The following is a 23,204-nucleotide window of genomic DNA, read 5'->3' on the forward strand; positions in this document are numbered from 1 at the left end:
GTTGATGTTGGGATCAAACAACCATCAAATAATCAAACCTTCTCCCTGCTCTGCACCAACCGGCGTGCAATCTCCTGCCATAGCACCTGCTGGGCTTGTTCATCGGGGAAATGTGCGCCGCCAATGACCTGCTGGCTGAAGTGCGCTGCTGCATGCATTTGCCACAGCGCCATTTGTGCCGCGCTCACTTCGGGATCGCGCTCTCCCACGAAGCTATGCAGCGGGCATTGCAACGCCGGTCTGGGCTGGTATTGATAGCACTCGGTGACGGCAAAGTCGGCGCGGATGACGGGAAGAAAAAGCGCTTGCAGTTCCGGGTGCGCCAGCAGTGTGCTGCCATTGCCGCCCAGGGCCAGCAATTGCTCGACCAGCTCGGCATCGCCCATCTGATGACGCCAGGGCAGCGGTGTCGGCAGTTGCGGCGGTCGCCTGCCCGAGACGAACAAGGCTTGCGGTGGCCGCCCCTGCGCTTGAAGGGCGCTGGCCAGTTCAAAGCCCAGCAGCGCACCCAGGCTGTGTCCATAGATGGCATAGCGTTCGGGAAGTAGCCCGAGCAAAGCGTGGCTCATGTCCTCGATCAGCGTGAGATGGCTGGTATGCAGGGATTGGCTGCGGCGCGTTCCGTGTCCGGGCAATTCGAGGGGGGCGATGTGGATGCCGTAGCCGGCAAAATAGGCTTGCCAGCTGCGGAAACTGGCCGCATTGCTGCCGGCGTGGTGCAGGCAGAACAAGGTCATGCCACTGCGATGCGTATCGTTGAAGGGCAGGTAGGGGCTGGTTGGTGTGGAAGAGATCATGCGTGTGTTATTTCCTCTTTCCAGGGGCTGGACAGCAGTTGATCGATGCACGCCAGCAGTTGTGGGCGCTGCTGGCGCAGGAAGAAGTGGCCGCCCGCCACGGCATGCGCTGAAAACCGACCACGGGTGTGGTTGCGCCATTGTAACGCCTGCTCGGGCGTGACCAGATGATCGTCCTCGGCATAGAAGAGCGTGATGGGCGCATCGATGCTGCAGTCACTGGCGCAACAATAGTGTTCGGCCAACTGGCTGTCGCTGCGCAGGGCCGGCATGACGGTCTGCATCATGTCGGCATGCTGCAGGATATCGGCGGGTGTTCCGCCCAGTTGGGCCACGGCGTGGGCGAACTGGGCCGGCGGCAGGTGCGAAAGCGCTTGTCGTACCGGCACGCTGGGAGCGGGACAGGCCAGCACGATGAGATGCTGCGGCGGTGTTCCCTGGGCGCTGAAGTGACGCGCCAGTTCGAACGCGATTTTGCCGCCCAGGCTACAGCCCAGCAGCGCCCAGGGCTGCTGCACATAGGGCTGTAATACCGCGGCCAGTTGCTGCACCAGCTTGTCCATGTCCACATGGGCGGCTTCCGCCAGCCGGTTCTCGTGCCCGGGCAACTGGAGCGGATGCAGGCTCCAGTGCGCGCTGGCCGACGTCCAGTCCCGATAGACGGACGCGCCGCCGCCTGCATAAGGTAGCGCGAACAGATTGCAATGACCGGGTCTGGCTTGCGTGGCCGGATGACTGAGCGGCAGCCAGCTGCCACCCCGCTCGGCGGGCGGGGCTGGCCGTGGGGTCGGTGGCCGTGTTTGTCGCGGTTGTTGCACTTGTTCCAGCCGCTGGCCGCGCTGGCGCAGCGCTTCCTGCAGTGCAGGGCCAATCGGCTGCGCTCGCCTGGTGCTCTTGCGCCAGTGCTGGATGATGTAGTCGGCGCGGCCCTCTTCCAGAGCGGCAAAGAGGGGCGAGTCGGGGTGGGCCAGATACTGTTGCAGTTCAGCGTGCAAGGAGGGATTGTCCAGCTCCGCCAGGACCTGCTGCAATCGCCGCCACAAATGGGGCGAGGCGCGTCGGCGCGAAGCCAGCACCTCTTGCCTGACCGAGCGGTGCTGCTGCAGCTCCAGGCCGCACAGGGACAGGGCCTCTTGCAGCAGCGGCAGGCTGTTCTGGTCGATGACGTCGCTGAAACAGAAATAACCCCGCGGGGCCAGGATGCGCTGCATCTGTTCGAAAAACGCCGGCAGGTCGCTGTAGGCGCCCGAGGATTCCATGTTCAGCACTACATCCACACTATTGTCGGGATGCGGCAGGCGGCAGGCGTCCCCCAGCTGGAAGCGCAGGCGCCGTCCCTGGTGTTGCTGGCGGCAGTAAGCGATATTGCTGGGGCTGATGTCGATGCCTATCAGTTGCGTGGGCGCATAGAAACGCTGCAGCAGGGCCAGCGCTCCACCCCGGCCACAGCCGATGTCCATGATCCGTTTGCCATCCAGGGGCGTCTTGCCGATGATTTCCAGCACCAGGCGGGCCTGGCTGTGATTGGGCTCGTGATCCGCGATGCGATGGCAGGCCTGGTCCCTGTCCGGGCAGTCGCTGTGATAGCCCCAGTTCAGATAGTGGGCATGGTCGGCCAGCCCGGCGTGTTCCAGCAGGGTGGCCAGACCCTGGTAGGCCAGCCGGTTGCGGCGATGGTTAGCGTCCAGCATGGGCATGCTCTCTGGCGTAGAAAACGGGATCAGGGAAGGGCGGGCAGGGCGGAGCCAGCTCGGTCATGACGGGCTGGCCGACGGCGCGCATGATGTCCAGCCAGGTCTGGCCATGCTGGACCCAGTGCGGACTATCCGGGCTGGGTTCCTGCATGAGTTCGTCCAGCGCCCTGAAGATGGCATGGGGAATGTCCTCTTCGACCGCCTCATTGAGGCTGGGCGCCTGCGCTGGCCCGAAGGTGATGGCGGTGGGCTGGCGGTTGTAGCGGCTGCTGCGCAGCGCTTCGCCGTTGAGTAGGTATGAGGCGTCGGCGCCATCCTCCTGATAGTTGGGCGCGTAGATCGGGTGGCTCCAGACTACGGGGCCATAGCTGTTGGCCAGCAGGATATTGCCCTGCGGTCCACCGCAGCTGATCCGGTGCATCACCAGACTGTGGTGGTCCAGGTCGCGGTGGTCCAGATAGGTTTGCAGATGCAGGCTCAAGGGAATCCCCGCCAGCACACCCTGCAGCGAGCGAAACGGCCAGGGGTGCGCTGGCCGGGGCAGCGTCTCCAGGCTCAAGGGCGCGCTTACAGCAAAGGGCGCCAAGCCGCCCAGGGCGCGTCCCAGAATATCCAGGCTGGAGTACAGCAGTTGCAGGCTGGTCGTCATCTCGATGAACCACAGCGGCTGTTGCGTCAGGCCCTGGCGTACGTACTGTATGAAGCGCTGGCCGGCGGGCAGATGGGGATACAGCGTATTGATCTGGTAGCGCACGCCATACTCTCGTGCCGTGCTCAAGAGGCGCTGGGTATCGGTGGGGTGCAGCGGATGCTCTTGCAGCACATGGATGCCACGTTGCAGCAATGCGCTGGCCAGCCGTGTGCCATCGCCGCCGACGATGCTGGTCCTCACCGCCACGCAGGCGATATCGATATCTGCGGGCAACTGATCCACCTGCCGGTACAGGGGAATGTCCAGTTGCCGCGCCAGCGCGACCGAGCGCGCACTCCCTCTGGCCAGGATGCCGCACAGCTGGTAGCCCGGTCTTTGCTGCGCCAGCGCCGCCAGGTAGTGTTCGCCGAAACGGGTGCCGCAGACGATGACCTTGCGCGGCGGCCTGGTTGCCAGGTTCTTGTCGGCGTTCATGGGTGGCCTTTCTTGCGCAGCGAAGACAGCCGGGGAAGTTCAGCGGCAAAGGCGGCCATGTCGGCAAGATCGGCCTCGGCCTGGATCAGCGCCGTGGGCGGGCGTTGCCAGTTGTCGGCTGAACGGGCCAGCGCATGCAGGATCGCTTCCAGGCGCAGGATGACGGTCTCGCCGACTTCTTCCGGGAATATCCTGGTGTCGAGGTCGATGTTGTAGAGCAGGGCGCTTTCCTCTTCAAGCACCTGCAGGTGCAGCCAGGTATCGGCTTGGCTGGCGGTTTCGTAGCTGGGCATGCCCAGCAGCGGATCGGACACTTCCGGGATGCTGTAGGCCTGGCGCACGCCCAGCAGGCTGGTCATGGCCACCGGCGGCAGCGCCCCCAGGTGGGTGCTGCCCAGGGTGCTGTGCTGATGGTCCTGCAAGACTGCTGCGGGGTCGGGGATGAACAGCTGCAAGCGTTGTTGCAGAGCCTGCTGGCACTGTTGCATGAGGGCCGTCACATGGCTGGCCGTCAGGTCGCAGGGCAGCACGGCGCAGGTACTGGCATCGAGCATCACGTTCATGATGTGGGCATGCAGCGGCAGGCGATCGGGATAGTCCAGCCGCAGCGAAAAGGCGGACTGTTGCGTCCACGGTTGCAGCGCCATGGCCAAGGCCGCCAGCAGCACTACGGTGCCGCTCACGCCGGCTTGTTCCCCTTGTTGCTTCAGCTGCAGCCAGTCCGGGCGCGCCAGGGTGCGGCGCCACGTCAGCAGCGCAGCACCTGCGCGCTGGCTGGCATGGACCGGCAGTTCGGGCGGCGCGGGATAGCCGGCCACGATGTTGCGGTACTGCTGCAGATGCGACTGCGCCAGGGGGGTCTGGCTCAGTGCTGTTTCGGCATGCAGATAGTCCAGTCCGTCAAAGGCCAGGCTGGGCAGGCCATAGTCGGGATCGTTGATGAGCAGGTGCAGCTCACGCAGCATGATGCGGAAGCTCTCGATATCCACCAGCAGGGTGTGGACCAGCAGATGCAGGCACAGCCGTTCCCCCGGAAGGTGGCTGGCGTGCCACTGGAACAGCGGCCATTCCCCCGGTGCGAAACGATAGCTGCTCAGTCGTTGCCGCAACTGCTGGCGCGCTACCGCCAGGGAGTCGCCCTGCTGCGCCGTCAGATGATGGTGCGTGATGCGCTGCTGTACCTCGGCGACCGGACGCAACTGGCCATCGCTGGCGATGCCGCAGCGCAGGATGGGGTGCCGTTGCAGCAGCCTGTTCCAGGCTTGCTCGAAGCGGGCCAGGGGGAAGGACTCGGTCTTGTCGTATTCGACATAGAGCTGTGGCGGCCGGTCTGCATGTGCCTGTTGCCAGCGCAGCGCGCGCAACCCTTGCAGGCGTGGTGGTGCGGCGCTGGCGGGACGGGCGGTATCGCCATTGTCCAGCAGCCATCCGGGGCGTTGCCGCTCCAGCGCTTGCAGCGCCTGGCGCAGCAGCGGGGTTTCCTGCGCTGGGGCCGGGGTGGCATGGGCTTGCTTCTGGCGTAGTAGTTCCGTGAGGGCCTGCAGATGGCTGGCCTTGAAGATATCTTCGGCCGAGAGATGCACGCCGGTATCGCGCCGGATACTCTCGTTGAGTTCCAGCAGTAGCAGGGAATCCAGCCCCAACTGGATCAGCGGCGTGAGCGGATCGATCTCGTCCGGTGCGCACTTGAGCAGTTGCGCCAGTTGCTGGCGCAGATAAGGGCCGGTCGGATCTTCTTCGCGCGTCGGTGTGAGCGCTTGCAAGCTCACTTGCGTTGGCCCGTGGGCTTGCGTGCGTTGCTGCGGGATCAGCCCGGCCAGGGCATCAACGAAGCCTTGCAGCGTTTGCGAAGCGAAGGCAGTGCTGGCCGAGATATCGATGCCGTAGCGCTTGTTGAGCCGCTCGCACAATTCCAGCAATAGCAGCGAATCCAGGCCGGACTGGATCAGCTGGCTATGGCCATGCAGGCTGTTGGCATCGCACTTGAGCAGGTCGGCCATGTCTCGCCTGACTTGCTCGAACAGACCAGAGCCGGAGCCCCCCCGCACATCAGAGACATCAGGCAGACTGGCTTGCACTGTCGGGAGCGCCGCTGCATGGTTGATTCCCACGCCCTCTGCCGGCAAGGTGGAGGCCAGACGGCAGGCCACATACACGGCCTGTTCACCTGCGACCGCCTGTGCCAGCAGGGCGAGCGCTTCGCTGTTGTTCATGCCCAGCATCCCGCGCTGCGCCAGGGTGCTGGCCAGTGCCTGGCGCTGGTCCTGGGCGATGTCGCGCCAGAAGCCCCAGGCCAGCGCCACGGTATCGCAACCGGCCTGGCTACGTTGCTGCGCCAAGCTTTCCAGCAGTGCGTTGGCGCCAGCGTGGGAGGCCTGGCCCGCTGGCGCGAAGGCCGTGGCCGCCGATGAGAAGTAGACCGTCAATTGCGGCGACAGCTGGGCTTCGAACTCGTGCAGCAACAGGGCCGGCAGGTACTTGGTGTTCACCGACGCCTGCCAGCTCGTCGCTTCATAGCGCGCCAGCGGTGCATCGTTGACGACCCCGGCAAGATGGAAGATCGCACCGATGGCCGGGCCCTCGGCCAGCCGTTGCAGCGCGGCGCGGAACTGTGCGGGATCGGTGGCGTCGGCCTGTGCATCGACCTGGATCAGCGCGCCGTCCAGGCTCAGCATCTGCAGCCTTGCCTGCTCGGCGGCAGTGGCGCGTCGGCGTGCCAGCAAGACGATATCGCGCACGCCCTGCTGCTGCAGCCAGTGCGCCAGCGTCAGTCCCATCTCCCCCAGTCCGCCCACGATAACGCATCGGCCCTGGGGTAGGCTGGCGAGCGAGTGCGCGCCTGCCGCCGCCAACTGGCGCTGCCAGAGTTGTTGGCCGCGCTGGGCGATCACTGTCTGTAAGTTGCCGTTGGCCGCTGCCAGCCAGGGCAGCATGGCCGTGGTCGGCGGCTGCGATGGGTCCAGTTCCAGATGCAGCGCGTCCAGCGCAGGATATTCATGGCGGGCCACCCCCAGCACGCAGGACAAGGCCTGGCCGGTGCGATGGTGTACGACGTCGTCCGGCCAGACGGCCAGGCTCTGTTCGGTCAGCAGGACCAGCCGCATGGGTTGCGGCCATGCCGCTATTGCCTGGACCAGCACGGCCAGTGCGCCCAGTTGCTGCTGGCTGGCCTGGACTTGTTCTTCAGGCGCGTCGCCAGCCCTGTCATGCGCGCGATAGCACAGCGTGTCGGGCTGATGCTGGGTCAGCAAAGCGTTCAGTGCAGCGGTCGTCCAGGAAGCAGGCTGTTCTGGCTGGATCAGCGTGATCCCTGCTGCCTGCAACAGGCGCATCCACGTCGCTGGGCAAGGCTGGGCATCCAGCCACAGGAGCTTGCGCGGCAGCGCGCCGTCGCCCTGCGCATTCTGGGAACAGGGCTGCCATTCCCACTGATACAGAGTCGCCGATGGTTCACCGGAACGCCGCCATGGCTGCGGGAGAGCGGCGACCGGTCGATGTCCCTGCCAGACCATGAGGGCTTGCCCCTGCGCATTGCGCAGCGACAGGCTCTGGTCGGGATGGCGGAACCACTGGCTGCTGCCGGTCTGCCGTTGAGGCCAGTACAGGCGGGCGATCTGATGATGATAGGGCGAAGGTTCTTGCTGCGGCAGGCTCGACAGCAGGCTGTCGTAGGCGTTGCCTGCGTCGGCCAGCTTGCCGCCGGGCAGGCTGCCTGCGGGCAACTGGCAGGGCAGGGCGCGCAGTTGGCGCAGGCGTGCAGATAACAGCAGGGCGCGTTGTTGCTGTGGTAGCTGTACCGACAGTTGCAAGTGGTCCTGCCACTGTTGCAGGCTTGCCGTCAGCGGCAGCGGTGCGCCGCTGAGGTCGAGATGCCAGCACAGTTGTTCCAGGCAGAGACGCGGGCCGGTCTGGCCTGCATCGAGCCCATCCAGCAGTTGCGCCACGATGGCGCCCGGCGCCAGGTCCGTGAGAGTGATCGGCTGCCCCGGCAGATCCGCCGGGGCAAGGCGCGCCTGAGCATGGCGCGCCAGCAGGATGTGCTCCCCCAGCTTGCTGGCAGCATCATCCGCAGCGGGGAAGGCCGCGAAGTCCTCGAAGCCGGCGTCCTGCAGCGAGGCCTGCCAGACCTCGCGGGAGCCGAACAGCTCGCCCGCGCGTCGGTCCTGCGGATCCAGCGGTGGGACCAGTGGACCGAATACGAAGTCAAACAGGGGTTTGGGCTGGGTGATCTCGCGCATCATGATGATCCCCCCGGGGGCCAGCAGGCCCGCCAGGTTGCGCAGCATGTGACTCAGATGCGGGGCATTGTGCAGCACGTTGGCGGCGACGATGACATCGTATTGCGCCAGCGGCAGCGCCTGAGTGGCGGCCGGCTGGTTCATGTCGAACGGTACGTAGGACATGAAGGGATAGGCCGCAAACTTCCTGGCCGCACGCTGCAGGAAGAGCGGCCCGATGTCGGTGAAGCTGTAGTGCTGGCAGCGCCCGGCCGGCAAGGCGGCGAGGATATCGCGCGTGGTGCCGCCGGTGCCACCGCCGATTTCCAGGATGCGCAGCGGCCCGGGGCTCTGGGCGGCATGGCGGGTCAGCAGGCCGGCAGCCAGCTGGTTGAGGTAACGTGAATAGGGCTGGTCCTGGTACATGTGTTCCACATCCTCCGTGGAGGCCGCCGGGAACACCACGCTGACCGGGTCCACCTTCAGGCTTAGCATGTCGGCCAGTCGCGGCCCGCTGCGCTCCACCAGTTGCGCCAGATGGTCATAACCGAGCTGGCGCATGGTGGCCAGCCATTCGGCGCTGCGATCTGCCTGCGGCAGGCGCAGGCGGCGGTAGTGCGGCTGGCCGTCCTGGCGCTGGCAACTGATCTGGCCTGCGCTGGCGAGGTCGCGTAGCAGCCGCGCCAGCAGATCAAGGTAGCGGTCCGGCAGGCCGCTGTCCTGCAGGCATTGACGGGCGCTCTTCCATTGCTCCTCGGGCACCACCTTCAGACTGGCCAGGGCCGTGCTCACGTAGTGCGCGTGCAGGGCGGTGACGCCTTGTTCTTCCAGTGCCAGCTGGCTCATATCCAGTCCCGCCGCCAGTTCGGCGCCGAGCTGCTGGCCTCTCTGGCACAGCTGTTCCCAAGGGGAGGACAGTCTTTCTTCCGCAGCGGCGGGCGGCGCACTGTACCAGCAGCGTTCACCCTCGAAGGGGGCGGTGGGCAGCAATTGCCGCTGCCGTGGCGTGCTGCGCAACAGGACATGCGCCTGCCAGTCGGGCTGCGGTTGGCTGAGGATGTCGGCCAGAGTGGCGGCATCGGGGCCGTCAGCACCCATGACCCAGCATTGCGGATGCAGGCTCGCCGGGGCTTGTTCGAGGAAACGGTACAGTTCGTCGATCAGCGCCTCCCTGTCCGCGCCGGTCACGGCCAGACGCCAGCCATACAGCTGCCGATGATGACGGCTGGTGGCGCAGTAATCGGCCAGGTCCAGCGCGGGCGCATCTTCCAGCCGCTGGAGATGGCGCTGCGCCAGCAGGCTCAGTGCGCGCTGGCTGCGAGCGCTGAGCAACAGCACATGCGTGTGCGGCTGTATCGCATCGTCGGGGCGGGCTGCAGTGATCGGCGGGGCCTCTTCCAGCACCACATGGCAGTTGGTGCCGCCGATGGCGAACGAGCTCACGCCTGCGCGACGGGGTGTCTGGCTGTCCGGCCAGGGCAGTAGCACGGGTGGCACATAGAAGGGGCTGTCTTGCCAGTCGATGGCCGGGTTGGGTGTCTCCACGCCCAGGCTGGGCGGGATGTGGGCGTGATGGACCGCCAGCGCCGCCTTGAGCAGGCTGGCAATGCCGGCCGCCGTGTCCAGATGGCCGAGATTGGATTTGACCGAACCGAGGGCGCAATACTGGGCGGCCGAGGTGTGGGGACGCCATGCCTGGGTCAGTGCCCGGACTTCAATGGGATCGCCCAGCGGGGTGCCGGTGCCATGGGCCTCGACCAAGCCGATGTCGGCCGGCGAGACGGCGGCCAGCGACAAGGCTTCGGTAATGACGGCCTGTTGGCCTTCCACCGAGGGGGCGGTAAAGCCGGCCTTGCGTTGGCCATCATTGTTGATGGCCGAGCCGCGGATGACGGCGAGGATGGGATCTCCGTCGGCCAGGGCTCGCTGCAGCGGTTTGAGCAAAACCACGCCAGCGCCGTTGCCGATGGTCACCCCATCGGCCTGGGCATCGAACGGGCGACATTGGCCCTGGGCCGAAAAGATCATGCCGTCCCGGTGCAGATAGCCGCTTTCCTGCGGAAAGCTCAGCCCGACACCGCCGGCCAGGGCCATGTCGCATTCGCCGCTGACCAGTTGCTCGCACGCCATGTGCACCGCCACCAGCGAACTGGAACAGGCCGTCTGCACCGTCAGGCTGGGGCCGGTGAGGTTGAGCTTGTAGGACACGCGCGTGGCCAGGTAATCCTTGTCGTTGCCGATGAGGCGCTGGAAGGTCAGCGGAGAGGAGACCTCCTGGACCTGCTCGAAGCGCCCGGCCGGATAGGTACTCATCTTGCAGGCGCCGAGTACTGCGATGCGATTGTTGCGGCCCAGCGCCTCGGGCGGATAGCCCGCCATTTCCAGGGCTTCCCAGGCGCACATGAGGAAGAGCCGCTGCTGCGGGTCGATGGTTTCGGCTTCCTGGCGCGAGTAGCCAAAGAATCCCCAGTCGAAATGGTCGGCCTGGGGGATCACGGCGGCCACCGGCACGTGGGCCGGATGCTGCGCCATGCCCGTCGCCACACCCGCTGCGGCCAGCGCGGCGGCGTCGAGGCGACGCACCATGTTTTCGCCGTCGGCCAGCTTGCGCCAGAAGGAAAAGAGATCATCGGCATCGGCCATGCGGCAGCCGGCCCCGACGATGGCAATCGGGAAGGTGTCGCCGTAGTGTTCGTTCATGAAGGAGGAGGAAGTAGTGGACATGATCAGGCCCTTATTCGGAGAGTGCGCGGCGTTTCTGGGCGCGGTCATTGTTGCGCCGGCGTTCAAGGCGGGAAGCGCTGTCCGGGGCGGCGGCAGGATCAGCGGGCTGCTGCTGGCCAGCCAGGCGTCCCAGATGGGCCGCCAGGCTGGCCAGGGTGGTGTGGCTGAAGACATCGACCACCGGCAGGGCCAGGTCAAAGCGATGCTGCAGGCGTTGATGCAGGCGGATCAACTCTAGCGAGCTGGCGCCCAGTTCGAAGAAGTTGGTCTGCAACAAGGCGTCGCGCCGCTGCAGCAGATGGGCAGGCAATTCCACCAGCTCCCCCAGCAGGCTGGTCAACTGGTCGGCGATGGCCTCGGGCAGATGCGCCTGGGGTGCGGCATCGTTGGCCGCAGGCGCGCTGGCGGTGCTCTCCAGCAGGCGCGCATGCCGCTCCGGCAGCAACAACGTGGCCGGTGTGGCCCAGGCGCTGTCATGGTCGGCCAGGGTGTGCAAGAGCAGTTCGTAGGCATGGAACATCTCATCGAGCAAGCCCTCCGGGAAGAGGCCATCGACGCTGTCCCAGCTCAACTCCAGCCTGCCGTGGCGCTCCACCAGTTGCTGGTCCAGCCAGACCTGGGGCGTCTGGCTGACGCTATAGACGAAGTCCCCCAGCCAGCTGTCGTGATCATCGCCCCCCTGGGCCACGCCCAGCCCGCTGGTGAAGACCACGGGCGCGGCCACCATGTTCAACTGGCCGCGCTGGCGCGCCGCTTCGCGCAGCACCCTCACTGCCGACACATCCTGGTGTTCCAGGTCTTGCCACATCTGGCCTTGCACGGCCGTGGCGCGTTGCTGGAAGCTGGCCGGCGTGCTGGCGTCGAAGGCAAACAGGACCAGCGAGGTGAAGTCGCCCACCATGCCATCGATGTCGGCATGGACGGCGGGACGATTGAACAAGGTCAGGCTCAGCGTGAAGTCGGCACGCGCCGACCAGTGGGCAATGAGCTCGGCATAGGCCGTCAGCAGCAGGGCATTGATGGTCAGGCCGCGCTGGGTGGCAAAGCCTTGCAGACGTTGCCAGCGATCCGCTGACAGCCGCATCTGGCGCCGCGTGAAATGCGGCAGCGCATCGCTGGTCCTGGCCTGCATCGGCAGGACAGGTGGCGGCGGCAGCTGTTGCAGGCGTGTGAGCCAGTAATGCAGCGATTGCTGGTTGACCGGCTGGGCCTCGCGGAACAGGACATAGTCGCGGAAGCTGGCGCTGAGCAGCGGCCATGACTGTTCCGGGTGACGCAGCCGGGCCGACCACTCCGCCAGGATCAGGCGCATGGAGCGGCCATCGCAGATCAGGTTATCCAGGCTGATGCAGATGCGGATGCGCTGCGCGTCCAGGCTGGCGGCGTGAATGGCGAAGAGCGGCCAGCGCGTGGTGTCGTGGACCGCATGCGACAACTGCTGGCGGGTCTGTTCTTGCCAATGCAGGCGTGCCGCGTCGTCGGCCTGGCGCAGATCGTGGTAGGTGATGACGTAGGGAGGCACCTCGGGCAGGCACTGTTGCAGCCCATCGTCGCTGATGACAGCGCGCAGCATGCCGTGGCGCCTGACCACGGCCTGCCAGCTCGATTGCAACTGCTCGATGGAGAAGCCCTCCACCTCGATCTCTGCATAGATATGGGTCGAGATGCCGCCCAGTTCGAAACCTGCCTTGCGGCCTATCCAGTAAGCCTGTTGCACATCGGTCAGCGGGAAGGGCTCGGCCCAGTGGGCAGGGTCGGGCTGCAAGCCAGCACTGTGCGTCTCTGCCATAGCAGGTGCGGCCAGGACGCGGCGCTCGAAAGCGCCAAAGCCCGAGGCCTCGAACAGATCGGTCAGCGCCACATTGGCGTGCAGGGTATGACGGATACGCTCGATGAGACGCACCGCAATCAGGCTGTCGCCACCCAGGGCGAAGAAGTCACTGTCGGGCGTGAGTGTGCTCACGCCCAGCGCTTGTTGCCAGAGCTGGGCCAATGGAGTGTCGGCCACGGCGGAGGTGGCCGATGCCAGTGCCGCACGCATGGCCGGCCTGGGCAGGCGCTTGCGGTCCACCTTGCCGGTGGCGCTCAGGGGTAGCTCGTCCAGCGCCATCAGCGCCCCGGGCACCATGTAGGCTGGCAGAAGCTGCTGCAGCGCCTGTTGCAGGGGCGCACTTTGGAAGCGGTAGACGTGTTCGCGCTGCTGCGCCAGCAACAATGCCAGTCCTCCCAGGGGAGCCGGCTGGATGCCGCTCCAGCCGGCCCGCTCCCAGCCAGCCTCGTTGAAGGCGCTGACCCACTGGTCGGCGCTGAGCAAGGCGTCGCCGCTGTGCTGGCGCTGGTCGGCGAACTGGGTATAGCCCTGCTCCAAGAGGGCCACGGTGGCCAGCTGGAAGTGGCTGTTGCGGGTGGTCTCCACGGCCAGCAGGCAAGCGCCAGGCGCCAGCCGTTGGCGCAGGGCGCGCAGCAGAGCGTCAATGTCGCGCTCCCGGTGCAGGGCATTGAAGGCCACGACCAGGTCCATGTCGTGTTCGGCCTGCGGGCCATGCTGCGGCGCTTGCGTGAGCTCGAAACTGAACTGATGTTCTGGATGAGGATGCGCGGACAGCCGCTGGCGCGCCTGTTCCAGCAGTGTGCGCGATGGATCGCTGAGGTGGTAATGCAGCGGGCAGCCGGCCAGCTGCAGCAACAATTGCTGCGCGGCCAGGCCACTGCGCCCCCCCACTTCAAGGATGCGCAGCGGTTGCGCACTGGCACGGGCAAGCCGCCGGATCGCTTCGGCCATAGCGGCGGTGGCGCAGGTGGCCAGCGGGTTGAGCTGGGTCAGTTGCTCGGGCGAGAGGGTCTCGTCGCTGCTGTAGAACAACTCCATGGCGTCGCGCTGCTGGCGCAGGATGGCCAGCCGCAATGCGGCGCTGTGTTGCAGCCTATCCAGCACCGTGGCGGGGAGTTGCTGCACGCTGGCCAGCGCGCGCAGTTCGGCCCAGTCCGGCAGGGGGGCAGACTGCGCCGCCAGCAGCGTGCGCCAGCGTTGCAGCAGGCTGAAAAAGACCGGTGCTGCGCCGGTCTGCTGCATGAGCTGGTCGGCGCTGCAGCCAGCGGGATCTGTGATGCCTGCCTGCGCCAGGGTGTCATGCATCATCCGCAGCCCCAGTTGATCCATCAGCTGCCAGAAGTCCTGCAGACGCTCAGCCTGCGCCGGCTGGCCGGCAAACACTTGCTGGCTGTGCGAGAGGATGTCCTGCCAGAGCCGCTCCGGCTCTGTGAAGGGGCTCTCCAGCGCCTGCAGGATGGGCGAAGGACCGCCCTGTGGCACCACCCAGGCTGCCAGTCTCAATTGCGGTGGCGTGCCGATGGTATCGACCACTGCTTCGCGCACGCCCGGGCAGCGCAGCAGCGCTGCCTCGATGTCGCCAAGCTCGATGCGGTTGCCCGCGATCTTGACCTGGAAGTCGCGGCGGCCCAGGAATTCCAGGTTGCCATCGCCCCAGTAGCGGGCCAGGTCGCCGGTGCGGTAGAGGCGTTGGCCATCGAGCATGTGGATGAAGCTGTTGGCCGTCTTCTGTGCATCGTTCTCATAGCCCACCGCCAGGCCGATGCCGGCGATGTAGAGATCGCCCGTCACATAGTCGGGGCAAGGCTGGCCGTGGGCGTCCAGGACGTGATAGGCCTGGTTGCTCAAGGGTTTGCCATAGGGAATGGAGCGCCAGTGCGCGGCCACTTCCTGCACCGCAAACCAGTTCGACCAGATCGAGGCTTCGGTGGCGCCGCCCATGGCGATAAGCTGGCTCGCAGGTGCGGCCTGGCGCAGGCGCGGCGGCAGGCCCAGCGAGATCCAGTCGCCGCTCAGCAGGACATGGCGCAGTCCGGGCAGGGACTGGCCGCTCTGTTCGGCACTGTCCAGCAGCAATTCCAGCAACGCCGGTACGCTGTTCCAGACGGTGACGTCATGCTCCAGCATCAGCCTGAGCCAGTGGCCCGGATCACGTACCTTGTCGTGATCCGGCAGTACCAGTGTGCCGCCTGCGGCCAGCGTACCGAAGATGTCATAGACCGACAGGTCGAAGTAGAGTGAAGACAGCCCCAGTACCTTGTCCCCGGCAGTGATGCCAAAGCGCCGGTTGATATCCAGCACCGTATTGGCCGCACCCATGTGGTCGATCAATACGCCTTTGGGCGTGCCGGTGGAGCCTGAGGTGTAAATCACATAGGCGGCATCGTGCAGATTGCGCGGCGCCTCCGGCGTGTGGGCCGGATAGCTGGCCAGCTGGTCTTCATCGGCTTCCAGCAGGATCGTTTCCTGGCCATCGAGCAGGGATTGCACGTGAGCGCGCTCGGCGCTGCGGCTGAGCACGACCCGGATGGCGCTGCCGGCCAGGATGCTGTGCAGCCGGCTGGCCGGGGTGCTGCTATCGACCGGCACATAGGCCGCGCCGCATTGCTGGATGGCCAGACAGGCCGCCACCTGCTGGCTGCATTTCTGCATGAGCACGGCGACCCGGTCGCCCGGTCGCACGCCGGCCGCCAGCAGTGCCTGGGACAGGCGCTGCGCCCATTGCGCAAGCTGGCCATAGCGCCATTGACCCTCGCGGCTGACCAGGGCGAGCTGCTCTGGCTGTTGCTGCGCACGCGAGAAGAACAACTGGTCCAGGCAGGCTTGCGGCAAGGGCGCCGGGGTATCATTGACCGCTTGCCGTACCTGTTGCTGGCGCAACGGCAGCATGGCCAGAAGCGCCTTCTCCCAGTGCGCCGGATCGGCGGCCAGGTAGTGCAGCAGCGTACAGTAGGCATCGAACATGGCATCGACCACGCCGGGCAGGAACAGGTCATCGATCACATCCCAGTTGAACACCAGCGCACCTTCTTGTTCACAGGCCTGATGGTCCAGCCAGACCTGCGGAGTCTGGCTGATGCCGTACACCACCTCGCCCAGTGGACTCTGGCGGGCCGCACCCTTGGTGGGATCGCTCATGCCCAGCTGGCTGGTGAAGACCACCGGCATGGACAGCGCCTCGGCCCGCTCGCGGCCCCGGTTCCATTCGCGCAGCACGTCTACGGCGCTGAAGGCCCGGTGCTGCAGATAAGCCAGGATGCTGCCATTGACCGCCGCGGCCCGCCGGGCAAAGCCGCTGCGTGAGGACAGGTCCAGCGGCAGCAGGGTGACGGCAGTGAAGTCACCCAGCAGATGCGGCACATCCTCATGCCAGGGCAGACGGTCAAAAGTGGTCAGGTTCAGCGTAAAGCGCTTCTCACTGCTCCAGGCTGCCAGCACTTCGGCAAAGGCCGTGATGAGCAAGGCCGCCGGGGTGCAGTTCACGCTTGCAGCCTGCTCGCGCAGCCGGCTCCACTGGTGAGCGTCGAGCCGGTGCTGACGTCGGCTAAAGCGCGGCTGGTGCTGCTGCAGGGCTTCGTGGCGCAGCGGCAACTGCGGCGCGGCCGGCAAGCTCGGTAATTGTTCCAGCCAGAACTGGCGCGCCTCTTCGCGTGCAGCCTGGCGGGCCGTGCTGTGCTGGTACTTGGCCTGGATATAGTCGCGGAAGCTGATGCTAAAGGGGCGCAGTCCCGCTGCTTGCGCATCGCCATCGGCCTGGTACAGGGCCGCCAGTTCTTCCCACAGGATCTGGCCGCTGGTGGCGTCGTTGATAAGCATGTCGATGCCGATGAAGAGGCGGCTGCGGCCTTCCGGGCAGTGCATCACGCGCACATCGAACAGCGGCCATTGCTGGCTGTCCATCACCTGGTGCGACATGGCCTGGCGCCACTGTGTCTGCAATGCGTCGGTTTGCGCCTGGCTGTGCTGGCGGCAGTCTGCCACCTGGATCGCATAATGGGGCGTCTGCGGCAGGATCCGTTGCAGACCGTCGCTACCGATGACAATGCGCAAGGCGCCATGCCGGGCAATGAGCACGTTCCAGCAACGCTCCAGCCGTGCGCTGTCCAGGCCGTGGCCGGCGTCGGCTTCGAGATAGGCATGACAGGCCACGCCGCCCAGGGCGTAATGGCTTTGCCGGCCGACCCAGTAGGCGTGCTGCAGTTCGGTCAGCACGAAGGGTTGGTCGGCCTGTGCGGGATCAGCATGGATAGGTTCAGCAGCCGCCATGGACGCGCTGGCACACGCCTGGACCTGCTGCTGTGCCTGTTGCAACAGGTAGTCGGTGAGCGAGGCCGCCGTGGTGTGTTCGAACAGGGCCTTGAGCTCGCAGCGGATGCCCAGCGTCAGCTCGCACTGGCGCGCCAGCTCCATGATCAGGATGGAGTCCATGCCCAGGCGCAGCAGCGAAGCGTCCGGGGTGAGTTCGGCCGGGCTCATGCGCAGGATGCGCGAGAGTTCGGCGGTGACGAAGCCGGGGATGGCGGCGGCCAGCGCGGCCCGGTCAGCAGTATCGAGCGCTTGCGCCAGTGCCCCTGGCTGGCGCTGGCCAAGCAAGTCCTGGCAGCGGCTGAACAAGGCCAGGGGCTGATACAGCGTCATGAGGGCGATCAGTCTGGACCAGTCGGCCTGCACCGCCACTGCGCAGCCATCGGCCAGCTGGCTGGGGCAGGACAGCAGTTGCCCGAGCCGCTGCAGGTAATGTTCGGGGCTCAGGCGCCGGATGCCTGCGGCCCGCAACAACTGCAGCAGGGATTCATCCACGTCGGACATGCCGCCACCGCCCCAGGGCCCCCAAGCAATGGCCATGCCCGGCAGCCCTTGCTGGCGGCGCAGGCGGATCAGGGCGTCTTCGAAGGCATTGGCCGCGCCATATGGAATCTGCAGGCGCGAACCCCAGATGCCGGAGATGGAGCTAAAACAGATCAGGCTGGCCTGTGGCCGTTGCAGGCTCAGGCGGTGCAGGTTCCACGCGCCCTCGACCTTGGCGCTGCTTACGCGCTCGTAGTCTTCTGCGGTCAGTAGCGCCAGTTCGCGGAAGACGCTGGTGCCGGCGCAGTGGAAGAGGGCAGACAGGGTATGGCCGCTTTCTTCTTCGCATGCAGCAATCCTGTGCCAGGCCTGCTGCATGGAGGCTGCCTCAGCGATATCGGCCTGCACCTGATCAATCCGGATACCCTGTTGCTGCAGCAGGGCCAGCCGCCGCGCCTGCACCCCGCTGGCCGGCTGACGCGCCAGCAGCACCAGATGGCGCGCACCATGTCGCGCCAGCCAGTCCACCATATGCCGCCCGAGCGCACCGTTGGCGCCAGCCACCAGATACAGTCCGGCCGGATCGGCGCGGAAAGTGGCGTCGGCTGGCGTCGCCATCTCTGGCAGCGGCGCCAGTCTTGGCGTCCACCATTGGCCTTGTCGCCAGGCCAGGGCATTTTCCTGCGGCAGCCACGCTTGCCATTGCGCGGCCTGGGCCGCGATCCAGTCCAGGTCTGCCGCATGCTCGCTGTCGATCATCAGCCAGCGTACCGCCGGATACTCCAGCGCCAGCGCCCGCGCACTTCCCCACAGGGCGGCCTGGCCGGGATGAACTTGGTTTCCGGCCACGGCCTGTCCCCGTTCGGTCAGCAACACAATGGCGGGCGTGCGCGCATGGAGTTGCAGGGTCTGCAGGCAGCGCACCAGATGCCAGATATCGTCGTGGGCAAACGGCGCGGCTTCATCGCTGGCCCGCGCCAGGAAGACCAGCATGTCGTCATTTCCGGGAAGCTGCGTCTGCTGGTCCGGATCGAACCAGCGCCATGCCAGCGCCGATGCGCCCCCGTGCTGGTGCGCACTGGCCAGCCACAGGCCCGGCGCCGGATCGCTTGTTCCGGGCTGCGGTGGGTTCCAGGCTTCCCAGCTGATCTGGTAGAGCGGGACCGCCGCCGCCTGCGCCGGCAGAGGCCGGGGGGGCAGCGCCAGCGGTGCATGGCGGGGAGCATCTTCGTCGTATTCGAGCCAGTAGGAATGGCGGTCGAAGGGATAGGACGGCAGCGTGTGGGCGGCCACGGTGGGGCCGGGGTGGCTATGCTCCCAGAGGAAGTCCTGACCCACCCGGTACAGGGCGGCACAACTGTGCGCCATGCTCTGGCCATCATCCTGCTGCCGCAGCAGGCTGGCCACGAACTGCACGGGGCTGGACAACGGGCTGCGCTGCGCCAGGGCCGTGAGCACGGCATGCGGTCCCACTTCCAGCACCACGTCGACCACCTCGGCCAGCGCCTGCAGGGCCTGGTGGAAGCGCACTGGCTCGCGCGCATGCTGGCGCAGGTAGTGGGGCGAGGGCGCCTCCTGCAGCCAACTTCCGGTCAGGGTGGAGAGCATGGCCGTGGCGGGGGCGCTGGACATGACCGACTGACACTCCTGCTCCCATTCTTGCAGCATCGGATCGAGCAAGGGCGAATGGAAGGCATGCGACACGCTCAGGGCGCGGCAGTGGCAGCCTGCGCCGGCCAACTGTTCGGCCAGCACGGCAATGGCGCTGCCAGAACCGGAAAAGACCACATCCTGCTGGCCGTTGATGGCCGCAATGGCCAGCTCTTCCTGCAAGGCCGGCGGCAGCTGCCGCAGATGATCGCTGGCCTGTGCTTCGGTGAGGCGGGCCGCCAGCATCTTGCCGCCCTCAGGCAGCGCCTGCATCAGCTGGCCGCGACGTACGATGAGACGGCAGGCCTGTTCCAGTGGCAAGGCCCCGGCGATCACCATGGCGGCGAATTCGCCGATGGAGTGGCCCATCACCGCCACCGGCGCTACCCCCAGGTGCAGCCACAGCCGCGCCAGTGCGTACTCAATGGCAAACAAGGCGGGCTGTGCGTGACAGGTCTGTTGCAGCAATGCTTCCTCGCCGTGGTGCATGAGATCGATGAGGGAGCGGCCCAGATAGGGCAGCATCAATGTATCGACCTCGTCCAGGGCGGCGCGAAATACCGGCTGTTGCTCATGGAGTTGCCGGCCCATCCCGATGTATTGCGCTCCCTGGCCGGTAAACATCATCGCGATGCGGGGCGGCTGCGTGGCGGGTGTGCCGTCCTCCACAGGTTGGGCCAGCAATGTGCGTAGCTGGGCGATATCCTGCGCGACCAGGGCCTGCCGCACTGGCAGGTGTTCGCGCTGTCGCGCCAAGGTATTGGCCAGATGGGCGGGAGGGTAGGCTGCGTCCAGCAGATGGGCGTGATAGCGCGCCAGCAACTGGCGCAAGGCGCTCTCGGTCTGGGCCGAGAAGTGGAAGACGTAGGGCCCGGCGGCTTGCTGCTGCCCGGTGCTCAGGGAGCAAGACAGCGGTGGCGGCGCCTGTTCCAGCACCACGTGGGCGATGGTGCCGGTAAACCCATAGGAGGTCACACCGGCGCGACGGACCGGTGCGCGTTGCGGCCACGCCTGCGGTGCCGTCGGCAGCCGCGCAGGGATGCGTTGCAGGTCAACCAGCGGGTTGACTTCATTGAGCCCGACCAGCGGCGGAATCAGCCCCTTTTCCAGCGCCAGGATGGTCTTGACGATGCCCGCCGCCCCGGCAGCGGCTTCAAGGTGGCCGATGTTGGTCTTGATGGAGCCCAGCCACAGAGGGTCATCGTCTGCCCGCCCGGCAAAGAGCTGCGCCAGCGAGTCATATTCGATCGGGTCGCCAAGGCGAGTGCCGGTGCCGTGCATTTCCACATAGTCGATTTGCGCCGGGCTCAGTCCGGCCCGTTGCAGCGAACGGCGCAACAGCTGGAACTGAGCCTGTCCATTGGGCGCCGACAGGCTGCTGCCGCTGCCGTCCTGGCGCACGGTCGTGTCGCGGATGACGGCGCGGATGGTATTGCCATCGGCCAGGGCCTGTTGCAGCGGCTTGAGCACCAGCACCAGGCAACCTTCGCCACGCACATAGCCGTCGGCGGCCGCATCCATGGTCTTGCAGCGACCATCGGCAGCCAGCATGCCGGCCTTGTTCAGTACCACATCGATCTCGGGCACCAGGTGCAGCTTGACCCCGGCGGCCACGGCCAGCGGGCATTCACCCGCGCGCAGGCTCTGCACGGCCAGGTGCAGCGCGCTATGGGCCGAGGAGCAAGCCGTGTCCACCGACATGGCCGGGCCATGCCAGTCGAAGTGGAAGGACAGGCGTCCCGCCGCCGCCGCAAAGACGGTGCCGGTGCCGTAGTACGCATCCAGGTGCGCCGGGTCGGCGCTGGCAAAAGGCAGGTGGCCGTAATCGGCCGTGCCGATGCCGACGAAGACGCCGGTGTCGCTGCCCTTGAGCGAGGAGGGAGTCAGTCCCGCATTTTCCAGCGCGTGCCAGCACTCCTCCAGCAACAGTCGCTGCTGGGGATCGGTATTGATGGCCTCGCGCGGCGACATCTTGAAGAAGGGCGCATCGAAGCGGTCGATGTCTTCCAGGTAGCTGCCCAACCCAGGGATATCGTCGCGCTGGCGGAAGCGCTGTGCCGGCATGCTGCGGATGGCGTCCTTGCCCTGCACCAGCATGTCCCAGAGGGCCTCTTCGGTGACGACGTCGACGCCGTCCGGACCGGGCAGCCGCAAGCCCATGCCGATGATGGCGATGTCGCTTGTTCGTGCGATGTCGCTGGCCTGCGGCGCTGCTGCAGCCGGGCCTGGCTTCAGATCGGCGCGTAACTGTCTGAGCAATGCATGGATGCTGGGATGCTGGTAGAGCAGATCGTCGGGCAGGTTGCGGCCCAGTTCACGGCCCAGTGCGGCGGTCAGCTCCACGGCGCTCATCGAATCCAGGCCATACTGGAACAGGCTCACCTCGGGGTCCAGCGAACGCGCGGAGACATTGCCCAGGCGCTGCGCCAGCCATTGGCCCAAGCCCCGGAGGGAGAGATCGAAGGCTGGCGCCGTTGGCACTGCTGCCGGTGCAGCGGGCGTCAGGATGTCCTCATGCAAAACCACCAGCTCGCGCGCGAGATAGGACTGCCTGACCGTGCGCCGCCGTATCTTGCCGCTGGTGGTGCGGGGCAGGGTGCCTTTGCGGATCAGGATGATGGCATGCGCGTTCAACTGATGCTCCTGCGCCACCGTCTGGCGGATGGTCGCGGCCAGTTCGGCGTAGTCCGAGGTCTGGGCCTGTGCGCTCTTGCGCACCTCCTGCACGATCACCAGCCTGTCCTCACCGCTGTCATCGCTGAGGGAAAACGCCGCCGCACTGTCCTCGACAGCCAGTGCATGACACTGGCTGGCGCTGGCCTCGATGTCATTGGGGTAGTGGCATTGGCCACGGAAGATCATCATGTCCTTGCGCCGTCCGGTGACAAACAACTGGCCCTCATGCAGGAAACCCATATCGCCTGTGCGCAGGAAGGGGTGTTCTCCCGGCGCGGCATCGGCCAGTGTTCCGGCAAAGGCTTCGTCGTTCTGGTTCTTGCCCCAGTAGCACCCGGCCACGCTGGGTCCGCGCACCCAGATTTCTCCCACCTTGTCCTGGCCCAGGTGGCGCTTTTGTTGGGGATTGACGATCAGCACTTCCTGTGCGCCAAAGTCGTCGCCATTGCCCACATACCAGCGGGCGCGCTCCTCGGATGGATGAGGGATGACGATATCGCGCTCGATGGCCTGCCGGTCCACGGCCAGCAGGCAGGGCCCGCGGTCATGCGTATTGGCCGATACCACCAGGGTGGCTTCGGCAAGGCCGTAGGCAGGGCGCATGGCGGTGGCGGTGAATCCGTAGGGCGCAAAGGCGTCGATGAAACCCTGCACATGCACCGGCAGCACCGGTTCGGCGGCGGGCATGAGGCAATGCACCGAGGACAGGTCCAGTTCACGGCGCTGCTCCGGCGTGGCGTTCGCCAGCGCGCTGACGCAGCTTCGCAGCGCAAAGCTGGGACAGGGAAGCACGGTGGCGCGCTCGCGGCTGGCCAGTAGCAGCCAGTCCAGGGGAGCGGCCACGAAGGACATCGGCGGCATGTACAGCGCCCTGCCACCCAGCGCCAGCGGTGCGAGGATGCCCATGATCAGACCCAGGTCATGGAACAGCGGCAGCCACGACGCGACCGTACAAGACTGGCCTTGCGGCGCCAGCAGGCGGCGCTGGAACTGGATGTTGTGTAGCAATTGCCCGTGGCGGTTGACCACGCCCTTGGGCAGACCGGTCGAGCCCGAGGTGTATTGCAGGAAGGCGATGGCTTGCGCGTTCAGCGCATCCGGACGCTGCCATGCAGCCGCATCGGCCACCAGCGATTCGAGATGGACGATGTCCATGGCCTGCCGGGCCGCAAACTGCTTGAGCTCATCGCCTGACGCCTGTTCGATTGCTTCGCCCGTGAGCACGAAGGCCGGCTTGCAGTCGTCGCTGATGGCATCGATCTTGGCCAGCACCCGCTTGACCCGCGCTGCCCCCGGCAGATTGACCGGCACGGCGATGATGCCGGCATAGAAACAGGCCAGCAGGCTGACCACGTAGTCCAGTCCCGAGGGGAACAGGATCAGCGCCACCGTCCCTGGCGTCCAGCGCTGTTGCAGCGCTGCGGCATGTGCGCGCACGCGCTCGGAGAGTTCGCCATAACTGAGCCGCTGCTGGCGGTTGTCGGAAAAATGCAGGGCTTCCCGCGCCCCATGCTGCCGGGCCCAATGCTCCAGCCAGTCGGGCAAAGCGGGTTTGCTACTCAGGTCGTGGGCATGGTCGGTCATGGCGGAATCCTCAGTTGAACAGCATGTAAAGAGCACAGCCAGGCTCCGATGGTGGCGCCCGGATGTGAAATGAAGTACAGGTCGAGGGCATACTAAATGATAATGATTGCTATTTGC

General features: G+C 66.2%; 5 protein-coding genes. All 5 read right to left on the reverse strand.

The features are described from left to right. Window positions 1-32 precede the first annotated feature (32 nt). The 5 genes from CEJ45_RS07380 to CEJ45_RS07400 are packed head-to-tail and all read right to left on the reverse strand — an operon-like array spanning window position 33 to window position 23,087. The gene (locus CEJ45_RS07380) at window positions 33-797 is read right to left on the reverse strand and encodes a thioesterase II family protein (RefSeq protein ID WP_158214903.1); all 765 of its coding nucleotides are present in this window, start codon (window positions 795-797) and stop codon (window positions 33-35) included. Beyond that, entirely contained in the window at window positions 794-2,488 is a 1,695-nt protein-coding gene (locus tag CEJ45_RS07385) for a thioesterase domain-containing protein (RefSeq protein ID WP_088754514.1), read from the reverse strand. The genes CEJ45_RS07380 and CEJ45_RS07385 overlap by 4 nt, the downstream gene beginning before the upstream one ends. Further along, a complete protein-coding gene (locus CEJ45_RS07390) occupies window positions 2,475-3,617 on the reverse strand; it encodes a Gfo/Idh/MocA family oxidoreductase (RefSeq protein ID WP_088754515.1) in 1,143 nt (380 codons plus the stop codon). Before CEJ45_RS07390 ends, CEJ45_RS07385 begins: the two co-directional genes overlap by 14 nt. Further along, window positions 3,614-10,558 carry a beta-ketoacyl synthase N-terminal-like domain-containing protein gene (locus tag CEJ45_RS07395; protein ID WP_088754516.1) on the reverse strand — a complete coding sequence of 2,315 codons (6,945 nt, stop codon included), beginning with the start codon at window positions 10,556-10,558 and terminating at the stop codon, window positions 3,614-3,616. The genes CEJ45_RS07390 and CEJ45_RS07395 overlap by 4 nt, the downstream gene beginning before the upstream one ends. Before the next feature lie 10 nt (window positions 10,559-10,568). Next, window positions 10,569-23,087, reverse strand: coding sequence for a non-ribosomal peptide synthetase/type I polyketide synthase (locus tag CEJ45_RS07400; protein ID WP_158214904.1), 12,519 nt, complete (start codon window positions 23,085-23,087; stop codon window positions 10,569-10,571). Window positions 23,088-23,204 lie beyond the last annotated feature (117 nt).

The organism is Herbaspirillum aquaticum (genome assembly GCF_002213425.1).
GTDB classification, from domain to species: Bacteria; Pseudomonadota; Gammaproteobacteria; order Burkholderiales; family Burkholderiaceae_D; genus Herbaspirillum; species Herbaspirillum aquaticum.

Excerpts from the sequence above, each read along its gene's own strand:
- CEJ45_RS07380 (WP_158214903.1), bottom strand. The coding sequence starts at position 797 with ATGATCTCTTCCACACCAACCAGCCCCTACCTGCCCTTCAACGATACG.
- CEJ45_RS07385 (WP_088754514.1), bottom strand. The coding sequence starts at position 2,488 with ATGCTGGACGCTAACCATCGCCGCAACCGGCTGGCCTACCAGGGTCTG.
- CEJ45_RS07390 (WP_088754515.1), bottom strand. The coding sequence starts at position 3,617 with ATGAACGCCGACAAGAACCTGGCAACCAGGCCGCCGCGCAAGGTCATC.
- CEJ45_RS07395 (WP_088754516.1), bottom strand. The coding sequence starts at position 10,558 with ATGTCCACTACTTCCTCCTCCTTCATGAACGAACACTACGGCGACACC.
- CEJ45_RS07400 (WP_158214904.1), bottom strand. The coding sequence starts at position 23,087 with ATGACCGACCATGCCCACGACCTGAGTAGCAAACCCGCTTTGCCCGAC.